This window comes from Pseudomonas sp. GYB4201 (assembly GCF_056312595.1).
In genome coordinates this window covers 57,752-72,229 of sequence record NZ_JBWGIG010000002.1, presented here as the reverse complement: position 1 = coordinate 72,229, position 14,478 = coordinate 57,752, and the positions used below count along the sequence as shown (strand labels likewise).

Below are 14,478 nucleotides of genomic sequence, written 5' to 3'. Positions count from 1 at the left end.
AAACATGGCAACGCTAGAACTGCGCAATGTAATCAAGACGTATGGCGCCGGCCTGCCGGACACCTTGAAAGATATCCAGCTGAAGATCGATTCCGGCGAGTTCCTGATCCTCGTGGGGCCGTCGGGCTGCGGCAAGTCGACGCTGATGAACTGCATCGCTGGCCTGGAGAGCATCAGTGGTGGCGCGATCCTGGTGGACAACGCCGACATCAGCGGCATGAGCCCCAAGGACCGTGACATCGCCATGGTGTTCCAGTCGTACGCGCTGTACCCGACCATGACCGTGCGCGAGAACATCGCCTTCGGCCTGAAGATTCGCAAGATGTCGGCCGAGGCCATCGACGAGGAAGTGGCGCGGGTGTCCAAGCTGCTGCAGATCGAGCACCTGCTCAACCGCAAGCCGGGCCAGCTGTCCGGCGGCCAGCAGCAGCGCGTGGCCATGGGCCGGGCGCTGGCGCGGCGGCCCAAGATCTACCTGTTCGACGAGCCGCTGTCCAACCTCGACGCCAAGCTGCGGGTGGAGATGCGCACCGAAATCAAACTGATGCACCAGCGCCTGAAGACCACCACGGTGTACGTGACCCACGACCAGATCGAGGCCATGACCCTGGGTGACAAGGTGGCGGTGATGAAGGACGGCATCATCCAGCAGTTCGGCACGCCGAAGGAGATCTACAACGACCCGGCCAACCTGTTCGTGGCCAGCTTCATCGGCTCGCCGCCGATGAACTTCATTCCCCTGCGCCTGCAGCGCAAGGATGGCCGCCTGCAGGCGCTGCTGGACAGCGGCCAGGCGCGCTGCGAGCTGCCGCTGGCGATGAATGATGCGGGCCTTGAGGACCGCGAAGTGATCCTGGGCATGCGCCCCGAACAGATCGTGCTGGCCGGCACCGAGGCCAATGGCCTGCCGACCATTCGTGCCGAGGTGCAGATCACCGAGCCGACCGGCCCCGACACCCTGGTGTTCGTCACACTCAACGGCACCAAGGTATGCTGCCGCCTGGCCCCGGACGTGGCGCCGCAGGTGGGGGAAACACTGAATCTGCAATTCGATCCGGCCAAGGTGTTGTTGTTCGACGCCAAGACCGGCGAGCGCCTGGGGGCGGTGGGGCGTGCACAGGCACCCGTGGCGGGCGACAACGTCGCCCAGTTCAAGGGCCGCTGAATTCGTGCCGGGCGGCCTGTCGCCCGGTAACACCGATTTACACCGCGTTTAATCAACAGCCAATAACAATAAGACGAGGAAGCAAGGGATGAAAAAGCGCATGAATACCAAGTTGGCACGCAATCGTTTGTTGCAGATTTCAGTGCTCAGCGCACTGGGTCTGGCCACCAGCGCCCATGCGTACGACGCCTTCGACCCTGAATCGCCATGGATGCTCGGCGACTGGGGTGGCGAACGTACGGAGCTGATGAAAAAGGGCTATGACTTCACCCTGGAGTACGTGGGCGAGGCCGGCAGCAACCTGGGGGGCGGCTACGACAAGCACGTCACCGCGCGCTACAGCGACCAGTTCGCGCTGGGCGTGGACATGGACCTGAACAAGATCCTCGGCTGGCAGGACGCCGAGTTCAAGCTGACCGTCACCGAGCGTAGCGGCCGCAACATTTCCAACGACCGTATCGGCGACCCGCGCGCCGGCACCCTCAGCTCGTCCCAGGAAGTGTGGGGCCGGGGCCAGACCTGGCGCCTGACCCAGATGTGGTACAAGCAGAAGTTCTTCGACGGTGCGTTGGACGTCAAGGTCGGCCGCTTCGGCCCGGGCGAAGACTTCAACAGCTTCCCGTGCGACTTCCAGAACCTGACCTTCTGCGGCTCGCAGGTGGGTAACTGGGTGGGTGGCATCTGGTACAACTGGCCGGTCAGCCAGTGGGCCGGCCGCATCAAGTACAACATCACCCCCGAGTGGTACGCGCAGGTGGGTGCGTTCAACCAGAACCCGTCGAACCTGGACCGCAACAACGGCTTCAAGCTCAACGGCAGCGGCACCAAGGGCACCCTGTTGCCGGTGGAGTTGGTGTGGACCCCGCAGGTCAACGGCCTGCCAGGCGAATACCGCCTGGGTTACTACTACAGCAGCGCCAACGCCGACGATGTCTACGAAGGCGCCGACGGCCAGCCACAACCTGTCTCGGGCACCTACAAGGAGCACAACGGCAAGCACGGCTGGTGGATCGTGGCGCAGCAGCAACTCACCACCCACAACGGTGATGCCAGCCGCGGCCTGAACGTGTTCGCCAACTTCACCGTGCACGACAAGGCCACCAACTACATCGACAACTACCAGCAGGTAGGCCTGGTGTACAAAGGCCCGTTCGATGCACGTCCCAAGGATGACATCGGCGTGGGTATCGGCCGCATTCACGTCAACGACGACGCCCAGGACCGCGCACGCCTGGTCAACCAGCTGAGCGGCATCGAAGACTACGACAACCCGGGCTACCTGCCGGTGCAGAGCACCGAGTACGACGCCGAGATCTACTACGGCTTCCACGTCACCAACTGGCTGACCGTGCGCCCGAACCTGCAGTACATCAAGCACCCAGGCGGTGTGGATGAAGTGCAGAACGCGGTAGTGGCTGGCCTGAAACTGCAAACCAAGTTCTAACCGCGTAACGGTGGCCGCTGCTGCACCCGTAGCAGCGGCCACCAGGCCGCGTCACGACCACCGCGTTGCCCCAGGACGCGGCCGGCGGCCGCTGCTACGCGTATCGTGTGAGACCATGCGGCAAAAAGCTCGGCGAAATATCGGTTTATATCGGTAAGATAGCGCTACCTCTAACAATATCAGCCGTACCCAGGTGAGCTTTCACGCCCGTGTCCAGGATTTCTACTGTCATGCACGACCACCCGCTCCAGCGCTTCTTCAAATCGCAGCGGCCCCGGCCTACGTTCGAATGGGAGCGTTTTCAGCAACGTGACGTGCTGGTCATCGACCATCCCAAATGCCAGGCGGTGTTCAGCCGCCAGGGCGCGCAACTCCTGCATTTCCGCCCCCAGGGGCAGAAGCCGTGGCTGTGGTGCTCGGCCCACTGGCCCCAGGCCGGCGCCATTCGTGGCGGCGTACCGGTGTGCTGGCCGTGGTATGGCCGCCATCCCAGCGAAGGCATGTGGCCGGCCCATGGCTGGGGGCGCCTGGTGGATTGGAAACTGCACGCCAGCAGCGAGGACGAGGAGGGTGTGACCCTGCACTGGCGCCTGCTGCTGTGCGACTGGCAGGTCGACCTGCACGCGCGCCTGGGCGACCAGATGGAGCTGCGCCTGAGCACCGAACACCAGGACAGCGAGCCCTGCCAGCTGAGCCACGCGTTGCTGGCCTACTGGCGCATCGGCGATGTGAACGAGGTGAGCCTGGCGGGGCTGGAAGGCGTGCAGAGCTACGATAAGCTCAGCCGCAAGACCACCACCCACAAGGGCGAACTGGAAGTGACCGGCGCCTGCCAGCGAGTGTTCAGCGGCGCCAACCAGGTGCAGCTGCAAGACCGCGCCTGGGCGCGCAAACTGGCGATTCATACCGCCGACAGCGACGACACCGTGGTGTGGCACCCCGGTTCACGGCCGCTGATGGGCGTGGCCGGCAATGAAAGCCAGGGTTTTCTGTGCGTGGAAGCCACCAGCGGCAGCCAGGACAACCTCAGCCTGGCGCCCGGCGAGAAAGCCCACATCAGCCTGCAGGCCCGCCTGCTCAACTAACGTAGCAGCTGCCGCAGGCGGCGTCTTGCGACACGCTGCGTCAGGCAGCGCGCGGCGTCCGGGACGCGGCCTTTGGCCGCTGCTACAGCCGGTTACTCATCCATGGGGTAGCGGCTGGCGTTCAGGCTTTCCTTGATCTTGCGCAAATGCGGCTGGAAGTCTGCGCCGCGACGAAGGGTCATGCCGGTGGCCAGTACATCGAGTACGGTTAACTGAATGATCCGCGAAGTCATCGGCATATAGATGTCGGTGTCTTCGGGCAGCGGAATGTGCACGCTCATGCTGCAGGCCTTGGCCAGCGGCGAGTCCTTGGCGGTCAGGCCCAGCACCGAGGCGCCGTTTTCCCGCGCCACGCGGGCCACCTCCACCAGCTCGCGGGTGCGGCCGGTGTAGGAAATGATCACGAACAGTTCACCGGTGTGCGCCACCGACGCCAGCATCCGCTGCATCAGCACATCGGCATGGGCCGACACGGCCAGGTTGAAACGGAAAAACTTGTGCTGGGCGTCCAGCGCCACCGGCGCCGAGGCGCCCAGGCCGAAGAAGTGGATCTGCCGAGCCTGGATCAACATGTCCACGGCGCGGCTGATCAGCTGCGGATCCAGTTGCTGGCAGGCACTGTCCAATGATGCAATGGCGCTGCCAAAAATCTTCTGGGTGTACGCGGCGGGATCGTCGTCGGCTTCCACGGCGCGGCTGACATAGGCAGCGCCGCTGGCCAGGCTCTGGGCCAATTGCAGTTTCAGCTCGGGGTAGCCGCTGACGCCGAACGAGCGGCAGAACCGGTTGACCGTCGGTTCGCTGACCGAGGCGGCCTGGGCCAGCGCGGCAATGCTGAAGCGGGTGGCTTGCTGGGGGTTGAGCAGGATGACTTCGGCGACCTTGCGTTCAGCCTTGTTCAGCTCTTCGAGGCGGCTCTGGATCTGCTCCAGGAGATTGCGCACGCGGTCCATGTTATGTCCTTGGGTCGAGGATGCAGCCAGTACAGCTGTCTGGCGCGGCTGTATTCACGGGTGGCCTATCGTACTGAGGGCTTGGTGCGATCACCACTCGAATCTGATCTACCGGGAAAATGTTGTGTTTATTACTACATTTTCCCTTGAATGGTGCCTTGAAAAAAGGTATTTCTAGTCTAACTTGATAAAAGAACAAACATCATGCCTTCGACTTCCGTAGAACCCTGCACTTTTGCCTTGTTCGGCGCCCTAGGCGACCTGGCACTGCGCAAGCTGTTCCCGGCGCTCTACCAGCTTGATCGAGCCGAACTGCTGCACGCTGACACCCGCATCCTGGCGCTTGCCCGTGAGCCGGGTACGCCGCAGCAGCACCTGGCCAATATCGAGGAACACCTGCGCCTGTTCGTTGCCAAGGCACAGATCGAGCCAGAAACCCTGGACCGCTTCCTGGCCCGGGTCACCTACGTGCATGTCGATTTCATGAACGAGGCTGACTACGTCAACCTCGCCGAACAGGTAGGGCCCAGCGAGCAGCTGATCGCCTACTTCGCCACCCCTGCGGCCGTGTACGGCGCCATCTGCGAGAACCTGCACAAGGTCGGCCTGGCCGACCGTGCCCGCGCGGTGCTGGAAAAGCCCATTGGCCACGACCTGGTGTCGTCGCGCCGGGTGAACGACGCCGTGGCGCAGTTCTTCCCCGAGAACCGCATCTACCGCATCGACCACTACCTGGGCAAGGAAACGGTGCAGAACCTGATTGCCCTGCGGTTCGCCAACAGCCTGTTCGAAACCCAGTGGAACCAGAACTACATTTCCCACGTGGAAATTACCGTGGCTGAGGAAGTCGGCATCGAAGGCCGTTGGGGCTACTTCGACAAGGCTGGCCAGCTGCGCGACATGATCCAGAACCACCTGCTGCAGCTGCTGTGCCTGATCGCCATGGACCCGCCTGCCGACCTGTCGGCCGACAGCATCCGCGACGAAAAGGTAAAAGTGCTCAAGGCCCTGGCGCCGATCAGCGCCGAAGGCCTGACCACCCAGGTGGTGCGTGGCCAGTACATTGCTGGCTACAGCCAGGGCAAGCCCGTGCCGGGCTACCTGGAAGAAGAGAATTCCAACACCCAGAGCGACACCGAGACCTTCGTCGCCCTGCGTGCCGACATCCGCAACTGGCGCTGGGCCGGCGTGCCGTTCTACCTGCGTACCGGCAAGCGCATGCCCCAGAAGCTGTCGCAGATCGTCATCCACTTCAAGGAACCGCAGCACTACATCTTCGCCCCCGAGCAGCGCCTGCAGATCAGCAACAAGCTGATCATCCGCCTGCAGCCGGACGAAGGCATTTCCTTGCGCGTGATGACCAAGGAGCAGGGCCTGGACAAAGGCATGCAACTGCGCAGCGGACCGTTGCAACTGAACTTCTCCGACACCTACCGCAGCGCGCGCATCCCCGATGCCTACGAGCGGTTGTTGCTGGAGGTGATGCAGGGCAATCAGAACCTGTTTGTCCGTAAAGATGAAATCGAATATGCGTGGAAATGGTGCGACCAGTTGATCGCCGGCTGGAAAAAGTCCGGTGATGCGCCCAAGCCGTACGCGGCGGGCTCCTGGGGGCCGATGAGCTCCATCGCACTGATTACCCGCGATGGGAGGTCCTGGTATGGCGATATCTGAACTCAAACTGCCAAGCGAAGTGGTTCCACGTGACTTCGCCAGTGCAGCGCTGCTGGCCGAAGGCCTGGCAGCCCATGTGGCCGAACAACTGCGCGGCGCCATCGAGCGCCAGGGTGTCGCTACCCTGGTGGTCTCCGGCGGCCGCAGCCCGGTGATGTTCTTCCAGTGCCTGGCGCGCCAGGCACTGGACTGGTCGAAAGTGGTCATCAGCCTGGCTGACGAGCGCTGGGTGCCGGTGGAACACGCCGACAGCAACGCCGGCCTGCTCAAGCGCTACCTGCTGGTAGGCGCGGTGGCCAAGGCGCGTTTCGTCAGCCTGTACAACCCGGCCCAGAACCTCGAGCTGGCGGCGCAGGAAACCGACGCGCTGTTGGCCGAGCTGCCGGCCATCGACGTGCTGGTGCTGGGCATGGGCGACGACGGCCACACCGCCTCGCTGTTCCCCAACAGCCCGAACCTGGCCGAGGCGCTGGAGCCTGCCGGCAGCCGTCGCTGCCTGCCGATGCTGGCGCCGACCGTGCCGCACCAGCGCCTGACCATGAGCCGTGCCCTGCTGGCCAGCGCCCGCTACACCGCGCTGTCGCTGCAAGGGGCGGGCAAATTGAACACGTTGCGCGACGCGCTGGCGGGCGATGACGTTGCCCAGATGCCGGTGCGCGCGTTCCTACACTCCCCACTGGATATCTACTGGTGCCCCTGAGCCAAGGATCAGCCGCTATGACGACACTCGAAAAACAACAACTGGTGCAAAACCGCATGGCGGATAAAGTCGCCCTGATCGACAAGCTGGCCGCCAAGGCGAAGATTCTTCCGGTGATTACCATCGCCCGTGAAGAAGACATTCTGCCCCTGGCGGACGCCTTGGCGGCCGGTGGCCTGACTGCACTGGAAGTGACCCTGCGCTCGGAACTGGGCCTGAAGGCCATCCAGATCCTGCGCCAGGAACGCCCCGAGTTGATCGTCGGCGCGGGCACCGTGCTGGACCGCCACATGCTGGCCGCCACCGAGGCGGCGGGCTCGCAGTTCACCGTGACCCCGGGCGTGACCCAGGACATGCTCGAAGCCGGCGTTGAAAGCCCGCTGCCGCTGCTGCCGGGTATCAGCAGCCCGTCGGAGCTGATGATGGGCTACGCCCTGGGCTACCGCCGCTTCAAGCTGTTCCCGGCGGAAGTCAGCGGCGGCGTGGCGGCCATCAAGGCCTTCGGCGGCCCGTTCCCGTCGGTGCGCTTCTGCCCTACCGGCGGCGTAGGCCCGGCGAACCTGAAGAACTACATGGCCCAGCCCAACGTGATGTGCGTGGGTGGTTCGTGGATGCTGGAAAGCGCCTGGATCAAGAACCGCGATTGGGCACGCATCCAGGAGTGCACCGCCGAGGCGCTGGCCCTGTTCGACTGAATTTGTTGCTTGCTGTTGATTGTTTTACGGCTTTTGGGGGCGCTTGGTCGGCGCCCCTTTTTTTTTTTGCCTGCGTTTTTTGCCCGCGTTCTATGCCCGATCAATGCTTCGGCGCGGGGCGGTTGTGTTTCTTGCGCAAGGGCTCCAGCAAGTCGCTCAGGCCGTTGTGGTCAATTTCCTGCATCAGCGCCAGCAGGCCGCCCAGTTCCCCTTTGGGGAAGCCTTCGCGGGCGAACCAGTTCAAGTAGGGCCCGGGCAAGTCGGCGATGATGCGCCCCTTGTATTTGCCGAAGGGCATTTCACGGGTAATCAATAATTCAAGTTTTTCCGGGTTCATGGATAGTAAATACCGGGGTGCAAAACAACGGTGAACAGAGTTGCATTCTGCATGAAGGCCAATGGCTGTTTCATGCAGAACGCGGTGTGTTGTAAATTCTGTAAAATCATAAGTTATTGAATTTAAAGGATTTATTTAAATAAAAAAGATGGCACGAAGTCTGCGATATACCTCTGTAACCTTTCAACCCAGAGGGAATCGAAAATGTCTAATCCAACCAAAGAAGTTATCTCGGTACTCAACGACCTGATTCAGACCAGCAAGGATGGCCAGGAAGGTTTCAAAACCTGTGCGGAAGATATCAAGAATCCTGAGCTGAAGGCATTGTTCGTCAAGCGTTCCCAGGAATGCGCCCAGGCCGCAGGCGAACTGCAACAGGAAGTTCGTGCGCTGGGTGGTGATCCCGAAGACTCCACTAGCGTGGCCGGCGACCTGCACCGCCGCTGGGTGGACGTGAAGTCGGTGTTCACCGGCAAGGACGAAGAAGCGGTGCTCAATGAAGCCGAGCGGGGTGAAGACCACGCCATCAAAGCGTACAAGGAAGCCCTGGCCAAGCCGCTGCCGGCCAATGTGTATGCCATCGTCGAACGTCAGTTCCACGGTGTGCAGCGCAACCATGACCAGGTCAAGGCGCTGCGCAATATCGCCCGCGCCAGCTGATACCTGAGCAGCCCCCGAACGCCGGCCCCGTGCCGGCGTTTTTTTTGCACCTGTAGCAGCGGCCGCAGGCCGCGTCCCCTCAGGCGACCGCTTTCTCGCAGAAACCCACCTGGTTGCGGCCATTCGCCTTGGCCTGGTACAGCGCCAGGTCTGCCGCCGCCAGCAGGTCTTCGAGCTTCATGCCCGCCCGCGTGCGCCGGGTGCCCACGCCAATGCTGACGGTCACCGGCCGGTCGTCGCCGGCGAACGGCGCCTGGCTCTCGATGGCGTTGCGGATGGTCTCGGCGATGATCAGCGCGCCGTTGAGGTCGGTTTCCGCCAGCACCACCATGAACTCCTCGCCGCCGTAGCGCGCCGCCAGGTCTGCGGGGCGGCGCACGCAGCCATGGATCACCTTGGCTACCCGCCGCAGGGCCTCGTCGCCGCCGGGGTGGCCGTGGCGTTCATTGAAGGCCTTGAAGTGGTCGACATCGATCATCAACACGGACATGGGCTTGCCGCTGCGCTGGGAGCGTGCCCACTCGGTGCGCAGCGCGCGGTCCAGGCTGCGGCGGTTGGCCAGGCCCGTGAGGCTGTCGGTGGAGGCCAGGGTGGCCAGTTCGCGCTCGGCGCTGAGCCGCCGGCGCAGTTCGCGGCCCATCATCAGGCACAGCCATAGCAGGGCCAGGCACAGGGCTGCGGTGGCGGTGCCGACGAACATCGCCGTGCGCCGCCACGAGGCGTACACCTCTTCGGTAGACAGGGCGACGATCACCACCATGGGCAGTTGCCCCACCTTGGCGAAGATGTACAGGCGCTCCTTGTGGTCGAAGCTGGAGATGGACACGAAGCTGCCGTTGCGCTCGCGCACCACGCGCTTGAAGTTGGGGCGCTGGCTGAAGTCCTGGCCGATCAGGTCCTGGCCAGGCACTTCCGGCTCGCGGGCCAGGAACAGCCCTTGCTCGCTGATCAGGTTGACGCTGCTGTCACGGCCGATGGTCAGGCGCTTGAACAGCTCGGCGAAGTAGTCCAGGCGCAGGGCGCCGGAGGCCACCCCGAGGAACTCGCCGCTGGGCGAGGAGATACGCCGGGCGAAGCTGATGCACCAGCCCAGGCTGCCGATGCGGTCATGGAAGGGGTCGCTGATCTGCAGGCCGGCGTCGGGGTGGTCGCGCAGGTACTGGAAGTTGGGGCGGTCGCTGAAGTTGGCCTTGCGTGGTGGGTAGGCGCGCGAATCGGCGACGATATCGCCCTGTGGCCCCAGCCACAGAATGTCGCCGCGGTAGGGGCCGGTAATGGCGGCGTCGAACAGCACCCGGTGCCGCAGGCTCTGCGGGATGCGTTGGTAGTCGGGGTGCTGCGAGGCCTCGATCAGGCCCTTGAGCGACAGGTCGTAGAGTTCGACGTTGCGCTGCACGTCGATGTTGATCAGCTGCACGATGTTGTTCGCCGCCCGCGCGGCATCCCGTTCGGCGTTGGCATGTTCACGGGCCAGCAGGAACGTGACGATGGCAATGATGGCCAGGATCGTCAGCCCGCACCCGATGTTCAGGTACCGCAGCGGGGCGCGGAGTTGCGGCCGCGAGGGTGGGTGGGAATGGCGCAAGATGGCGAACTCTGATCGGGTTTGTCGCCACGGACACGGGCGTGGGGCGCGCAAAGCGGCGGTATTCTAGGGGTGTGTATCAGAGTGGACAACCCGTCCGGCGGGATGATGGCAAATTGCCAGATGAACGGTTTGACTGAACAGTCAGACAATTTTCCTGATTTCTCAAGCCTTTCCGAGGTTTAGGCAGGAAACAAAAAGCCGGCATCAAGTGCCGGCTTTTTTATGAACAAACGTTTGATTAGAAGATGTTGATCGGGTAGTCGACGATTACGCGGTATTCATCCGAATTGTCGTCCACGGTCTTGTAGCCATCGTTGCTGCGGTTGGTGGACCAACGCAGACGCACACCCAGGTTCTTGGCCGGCCCTTGTTGCACCACGTATTTGATGTCCACGTCGCGTTCCCAGTGCATCGCATCCTTGCCATCGGCGTTGTAGTAGCTGCTGTAGCCCGAATCCGCGGCTTGGGTCGCCTTGGTCAGGTCAGCGGTACCACGGGTGTAGGAAATGCCTGAGGTCAGCCCGGGCAGGCCCCAGCCGACGAAGTCATACAGGTAGGCCAGCTTCCAGGACTTCTCGCCGGGAGAGTTGAAGTCAGACCATTGTTGGGAGTTGTCGAGGAAAATGCTGTCGCCGTCCTGGATGTAGTCGAACGGGGTATTACCGTTGACCTTCTGCAGCGACGCGGTGACGGTCTGGTGGCCGACAGTCACGCCCATGTGCACGCTGAAGGTATTGTTGTCGATCTTGCCCAGCAACGCCTGGCCGCTGCTATTGGTGCGGTAGTAATGGAAGCCAGGGTTCACACTGACGAGGTCGTTGAGCGCATAGGTGTAGTCCAGGTCGTAGTAATACTGGTCCCAGATGTCCTTGAGCTGCGAGGCAAACAGGTTGGTGGTCACGCCTGGAATGCCGGTGTAGGTGGCACCAGCCCAGTCCATGTGCTTGCTTTCCTCGCCATCGGGCAGGGTGCCGTAGTAGGTACCGATGCGGCCGTTGCCGCTCTGGTTGAACAGTTTGTCGAAGCTCACCCGGCCGGCGTCCAGGGTCAGGTGGTCGAAGCTGGTATTGGTGGCTTCGACGCCGCGGAAGGTCATTGGCAGCATGCGCGAGGCGCCGCCGGCGATGACAGGGTTGTTCAGGAAAATGTCGCCCGCCTTGATCACGGTGCCGAAGGCACGCATTTTCACGGCGCCGCCTGCCGAGGAGAAGGAGTCAGGCGCATCACCATAAAGATTACCCGCCTTGGTGGCGCGGGTGGTTGGCAGGATGCTGGACCCGCCGGTGCCGCCACCGCCGTCCAGTTTCAGGCCGAGCATGGCGTTGACGTCCAGGCCAAAGCCCACGGTGCCCTGGGTGAAGCCCGATTCGAAGATGCCGGTGAACCCCTGGCCCCATTCGACGCTGTTGTTCTCGCCATTGTGGCGACGGTGGCTCAGGTAATAGTTCTTCAGGTCCAGTGTCAGGGTGGACCCGTCGATGAAGCCATCCTTGCTGGCGGCCGCGGTGGTGCTGTCATCGGCGTAGGCGCCGGCGGACATCGTTGCAGCCAATGCAACGAACAAAGGGCTGAAGCGGAAAGTGGATTTCACTGTTTCTAAACTCCTTGGTAAATGTTTTTTAACTTTGGCAGTTGTTATTTTCATCAGCTCAGTTTTTTGTTGTGGGTAAAATCACGCGTAACTCTGTGTTTTCGCAAGACGAAAAAAAAGCCGCTGAAAGCAGCGGCTTTAAGATCAATCGCTTGGACAACCATCATCTAAGCAACGTCGAGGGAAAAGGGGTTCAATTCCAATTTCAGCTGTCCTTGGCGTCGCTCTGAGGCTTTACAGCCTGCGCCTGCTGAATATTCTGATGTTGCTGGGCCTTGAGCGCCACGGCCTCTTGATGCTGTTCGAAGTTGGCTTGAATAGCCGCGTTCCGCGCCGCGAAGGCTGGCGATTCTTCTGCCATGGCCAGCGGGGACAACATCAGGGAAGACAGGATAATAGCGCCGGCAATACCCAATGATTTGGACATTTTGGAAAACCTTCTTGCGTCTGCAAGTTCGTTGGTGTGCAACAAATATATAAAGCGAGGCGCCACGGAACAAGTGAAAATAAAGATAAGAGCCTTTACGAAACTTGTAACAGTGGCGCGCAATCAGGCGGGAAGGCTGATGCCAAAGGTGTTGGCGCCTTGTTCGCTGCGCACGAAAACGCTGCCACCGTGCATCAGCGCGATGGCCTTGACGATGGCCAGGCCCAGGCCATGGTTGGCGCCGCTGTTGCTGCGCGAGGCGTCCACCCGGTAGAAGCGCTCGAACAGCTTGGGCAGGTGTTCCTGGGCAATGCCGGGGCCGGGGTTGCTGACTTCAATGTGCACCTGGTCGCCGTGGGGCGTGATGCGCACGTCGATCTGCTGGCCGGCGGCGGTGTGCTGCACGGCGTTGTTGAGCAGGTTGATCAGGGCGCGGCGCAGGTGCGCGCGTTCGATGTGCACCTGGGCGTCGCCGCTCACGCGCACGCTGATCTGCGCGTCCTCGAGGATGAACTCCAGGTAGTCGACGGTGGTGGCCACTTCCTCGGCCAGGGAGCTGGCGGTCAGTTGCGTGGCCTTGCTGCCTTGGTCGGCGCTGGCCAGGAACAGCATGTCGTTGATGATGCTGCGCAGGCGCTCCAGCTCTTCGAGGTTGGATTGCAGCACCTCGAAGTAATGTTCGGCCGAACGGCCACGGGTGAGCGCCACCTGGGTCTGGCCAATCAGGTTGGTGAGCGGCGAGCGCAGCTCGTGGGCGACGTCGGCGTTGAAGGCCTCCAACCGCCCGTAGGCCTGGTCCACCCGTTCCAGCGACGAGTTGAAGGCCATGACGAACTCGTTGAGCTCCGGCGGCAGCGGCGACAGTTGCAGGCGCCCGGACAGGCGCGGTGGCGCCAGCTTCTGTGCCTCGCGGGACAGGCTCACCAGCGGCCGCAGCCCCACCCGCGCCACCCAGTAGCCCAAGGCCGAGGCCAGCAGCACGCCCAGGGCGGCGAAGCTGATCAGGGCGATTAGCAGCGTGTGCTGGGTTTGCGAGAAGGTGTCGGTCTCGATGCCGGCCAGGAAGCGCAGCGGCGGCCGCTGGTCCACCGCCGGCAGGGCGTTCACCAGCACTTTCAGCGGGTAGGCGTGCTCGGCCAGCACCAGGTCGCGCTTGCCCGGCCTGCCCAGGGCGAAGTCGCGCACCTGCGGGTCGGGGTGGCCGTATTCAAAGGCCGGGTTGCCGCTGACCACCCAGAAATGCAGGCGCCGGTCTTCTTCTTCCAGCAGGTGCAGTTTGGCAACGATTTTCGCCCAGCGCTCGGGCGAGCCGTCGCGGGTCAGCACCGATTCCAGCACGCTGTAGCGTGCGTCCAGCTCGGCCTCGGGCAGCAGGCCCAGGCTTTTGTCGACCTGGCGGTACAGGGCCCAGCCGATCAACAGGAAGATGACCATCGCCACCAGGGTGAACAGTGCGCTGAGGCGCACGGCGATGGAGTTAGTACTCACGCCGGCTCTCCAGCACATAGCCCATGCCGCGGATGGTGTGCAGCAGTTTTTCCTCGAACGGCCCGTCGAGCTTGGCGCGCAGGCGCTTGATCGCCACTTCGACGACGTTGGCGTCGCTGTCGAAGTTGATGTCCCACACCAGCTCGGCGATGGCGGTCTTCGACAGGATCTCGCCCTGGCGCCGGGCCAGCACGCTGAGCAGCGAGAACTCCTTGGCGGTCAGGTCCAGGCGCTGGCCGGCGCGGCTGGCCTTGCGGCTGATCAGGTCGATCCACAGGTCGGCCACGCTGATCTGCACCGGTTCGTGGCCGCCACTGCGGCGGGTCAGGGCCTGCAGGCGCGCCACCAGTTCCAGGAACGAGAAGGGCTTGCCCAGGTAGTCGTCGGCGCCTTCGCGCAGGCCGCGGATACGGTCTTCAACGCGCTCGCGGGCAGTGAGCATGATCACCGGGGTCTGCTTGCGCGCGCGCAGGGCGCGCAGCACGCCGTAGCCGTCGAGCCCGGGCAGCATCACGTCAAGGACGATCACCGCGTAGTCGCTTTCCAGTGCCAGGTGCAGCCCTTCGATGCCATCGGGGGCCAGGTCGACGGTAAAGCCTTGTTCGGTGAGGCCGCGGTACAGGTAGTCCGCGGTCTTTTCTTCGTCTTCGATAATCAGGATACGCATGGTC

General features: G+C 62.8%; 14 protein-coding genes. 7 read left to right on the top strand and 7 right to left on the bottom strand.

Features of this window, described 5'->3' with window-relative positions:
* Positions 1–4: 4 nt before the first annotated feature.
* From AC0Z2B_RS02490 to AC0Z2B_RS02480, 3 genes are all read left to right on the top strand, one after another.
* Positions 5–1,165 carry an ABC transporter ATP-binding protein gene (locus AC0Z2B_RS02490; RefSeq protein ID WP_416422671.1) on the top strand — a complete coding sequence of 387 codons (1,161 nt, stop codon included), beginning with the start codon at positions 5–7 and terminating at the stop codon, positions 1,163–1,165.
* Between the two features lie 100 nt (positions 1,166–1,265).
* A complete protein-coding gene (locus AC0Z2B_RS02485) occupies positions 1,266–2,609 on the top strand; it encodes a carbohydrate porin (RefSeq protein ID WP_476294984.1) in 1,344 nt (447 codons plus the stop codon).
* A gap of 230 nt (positions 2,610–2,839) precedes the next feature.
* The gene (locus AC0Z2B_RS02480; RefSeq protein WP_416422673.1) at positions 2,840–3,694 is read left to right on the top strand and encodes a D-hexose-6-phosphate mutarotase; all 855 of its coding nucleotides are present in this window, start codon (positions 2,840–2,842) and stop codon (positions 3,692–3,694) included.
* Between the two features lie 92 nt (positions 3,695–3,786).
* Here the strand turns inward: AC0Z2B_RS02480 and AC0Z2B_RS02475 are convergent, their stop codons facing one another.
* Positions 3,787–4,638, bottom strand: a complete 852-nt coding sequence (locus AC0Z2B_RS02475) for a MurR/RpiR family transcriptional regulator (RefSeq protein WP_416427542.1) — start codon at positions 4,636–4,638, stop codon at positions 3,787–3,789.
* Between the two features lie 213 nt (positions 4,639–4,851).
* Here AC0Z2B_RS02475 and zwf point away from each other — a divergent pair, with 213 nt between their 5' ends.
* From zwf to AC0Z2B_RS02460, 3 genes are read left to right on the top strand one after another with little or no spacing between them, the layout of a single operon-like run.
* Entirely contained in the window at positions 4,852–6,321 is a 1,470-nt protein-coding gene (gene zwf, locus AC0Z2B_RS02470; RefSeq protein WP_416422674.1) for a glucose-6-phosphate dehydrogenase, read from the top strand.
* The gene (pgl, locus tag AC0Z2B_RS02465) at positions 6,308–7,021 is read left to right on the top strand and encodes a 6-phosphogluconolactonase (protein ID WP_473005495.1); all 714 of its coding nucleotides are present in this window, start codon (positions 6,308–6,310) and stop codon (positions 7,019–7,021) included. The genes zwf and pgl overlap by 14 nt, the downstream gene beginning before the upstream one ends.
* 17 nt (positions 7,022–7,038) lie before the next feature.
* Positions 7,039–7,716, top strand: a complete 678-nt coding sequence (locus AC0Z2B_RS02460) for a bifunctional 4-hydroxy-2-oxoglutarate aldolase/2-dehydro-3-deoxy-phosphogluconate aldolase (protein WP_416422676.1) — start codon at positions 7,039–7,041, stop codon at positions 7,714–7,716.
* A gap of 100 nt (positions 7,717–7,816) precedes the next feature.
* On the opposite strand, the gene AC0Z2B_RS02455 is transcribed toward AC0Z2B_RS02460, so the two are convergent.
* Entirely contained in the window at positions 7,817–8,053 is a 237-nt protein-coding gene (locus tag AC0Z2B_RS02455; protein WP_027978992.1) for a DUF3820 family protein, read from the bottom strand.
* A gap of 204 nt (positions 8,054–8,257) precedes the next feature.
* Here AC0Z2B_RS02455 and AC0Z2B_RS02450 point away from each other — a divergent pair, with 204 nt between their 5' ends.
* Positions 8,258–8,713, top strand: coding sequence for a ferritin-like domain-containing protein (locus AC0Z2B_RS02450; RefSeq protein ID WP_416422677.1), 456 nt, complete (start codon positions 8,258–8,260; stop codon positions 8,711–8,713).
* A 79-nt stretch (positions 8,714–8,792) separates the two neighbouring features.
* Here the strand turns inward: AC0Z2B_RS02450 and AC0Z2B_RS02445 are convergent, their stop codons facing one another.
* From AC0Z2B_RS02445 to AC0Z2B_RS02425, 5 genes are all read right to left on the bottom strand, one after another.
* Positions 8,793–10,298: a sensor domain-containing diguanylate cyclase gene (locus AC0Z2B_RS02445; protein ID WP_476294982.1), complete on the bottom strand. Its 1,506-nt coding sequence runs from the start codon at positions 10,296–10,298 to the stop codon at positions 8,793–8,795.
* A gap of 241 nt (positions 10,299–10,539) precedes the next feature.
* Positions 10,540–11,892, bottom strand: a complete 1,353-nt coding sequence (locus AC0Z2B_RS02440; RefSeq protein WP_476294981.1) for an OprD family porin — start codon at positions 11,890–11,892, stop codon at positions 10,540–10,542.
* Between the two features lie 205 nt (positions 11,893–12,097).
* Positions 12,098–12,319, bottom strand: a complete 222-nt coding sequence (locus AC0Z2B_RS02435; protein ID WP_416422680.1) for a hypothetical protein — start codon at positions 12,317–12,319, stop codon at positions 12,098–12,100.
* A 123-nt stretch (positions 12,320–12,442) separates the two neighbouring features.
* Positions 12,443–13,807: a heavy metal sensor histidine kinase gene (locus AC0Z2B_RS02430; protein WP_473005496.1), complete on the bottom strand. Its 1,365-nt coding sequence runs from the start codon at positions 13,805–13,807 to the stop codon at positions 12,443–12,445.
* The gene (locus AC0Z2B_RS02425; RefSeq protein WP_008366030.1) at positions 13,797–14,474 is read right to left on the bottom strand and encodes a heavy metal response regulator transcription factor; all 678 of its coding nucleotides are present in this window, start codon (positions 14,472–14,474) and stop codon (positions 13,797–13,799) included. The genes AC0Z2B_RS02430 and AC0Z2B_RS02425 overlap by 11 nt, the downstream gene beginning before the upstream one ends.
* Positions 14,475–14,478 lie beyond the last annotated feature (4 nt).

Bases quoted from the DNA above. Each gene is read 5' to 3' on its own strand.
- AC0Z2B_RS02490 (WP_416422671.1), top strand. From the start codon at position 5: ATGGCAACGCTAGAACTGCGCAATGTAATCAAGACGTATGGCGCCGGC.
- AC0Z2B_RS02485 (WP_476294984.1), top strand. From the start codon at position 1,266: ATGAATACCAAGTTGGCACGCAATCGTTTGTTGCAGATTTCAGTGCTC.
- AC0Z2B_RS02480 (WP_416422673.1), top strand. From the start codon at position 2,840: ATGCACGACCACCCGCTCCAGCGCTTCTTCAAATCGCAGCGGCCCCGG.
- zwf (WP_416422674.1), top strand. From the start codon at position 4,852: ATGCCTTCGACTTCCGTAGAACCCTGCACTTTTGCCTTGTTCGGCGCC.
- pgl (WP_473005495.1), top strand. From the start codon at position 6,308: ATGGCGATATCTGAACTCAAACTGCCAAGCGAAGTGGTTCCACGTGAC.
- AC0Z2B_RS02460 (WP_416422676.1), top strand. From the start codon at position 7,039: ATGACGACACTCGAAAAACAACAACTGGTGCAAAACCGCATGGCGGAT.
- AC0Z2B_RS02455 (WP_027978992.1), bottom strand. From the start codon at position 8,053: ATGAACCCGGAAAAACTTGAATTATTGATTACCCGTGAAATGCCCTTC.
- AC0Z2B_RS02450 (WP_416422677.1), top strand. From the start codon at position 8,258: ATGTCTAATCCAACCAAAGAAGTTATCTCGGTACTCAACGACCTGATT.
- AC0Z2B_RS02435 (WP_416422680.1), bottom strand. From the start codon at position 12,319: ATGTCCAAATCATTGGGTATTGCCGGCGCTATTATCCTGTCTTCCCTG.
- AC0Z2B_RS02425 (WP_008366030.1), bottom strand. From the start codon at position 14,474: ATGCGTATCCTGATTATCGAAGACGAAGAAAAGACCGCGGACTACCTG.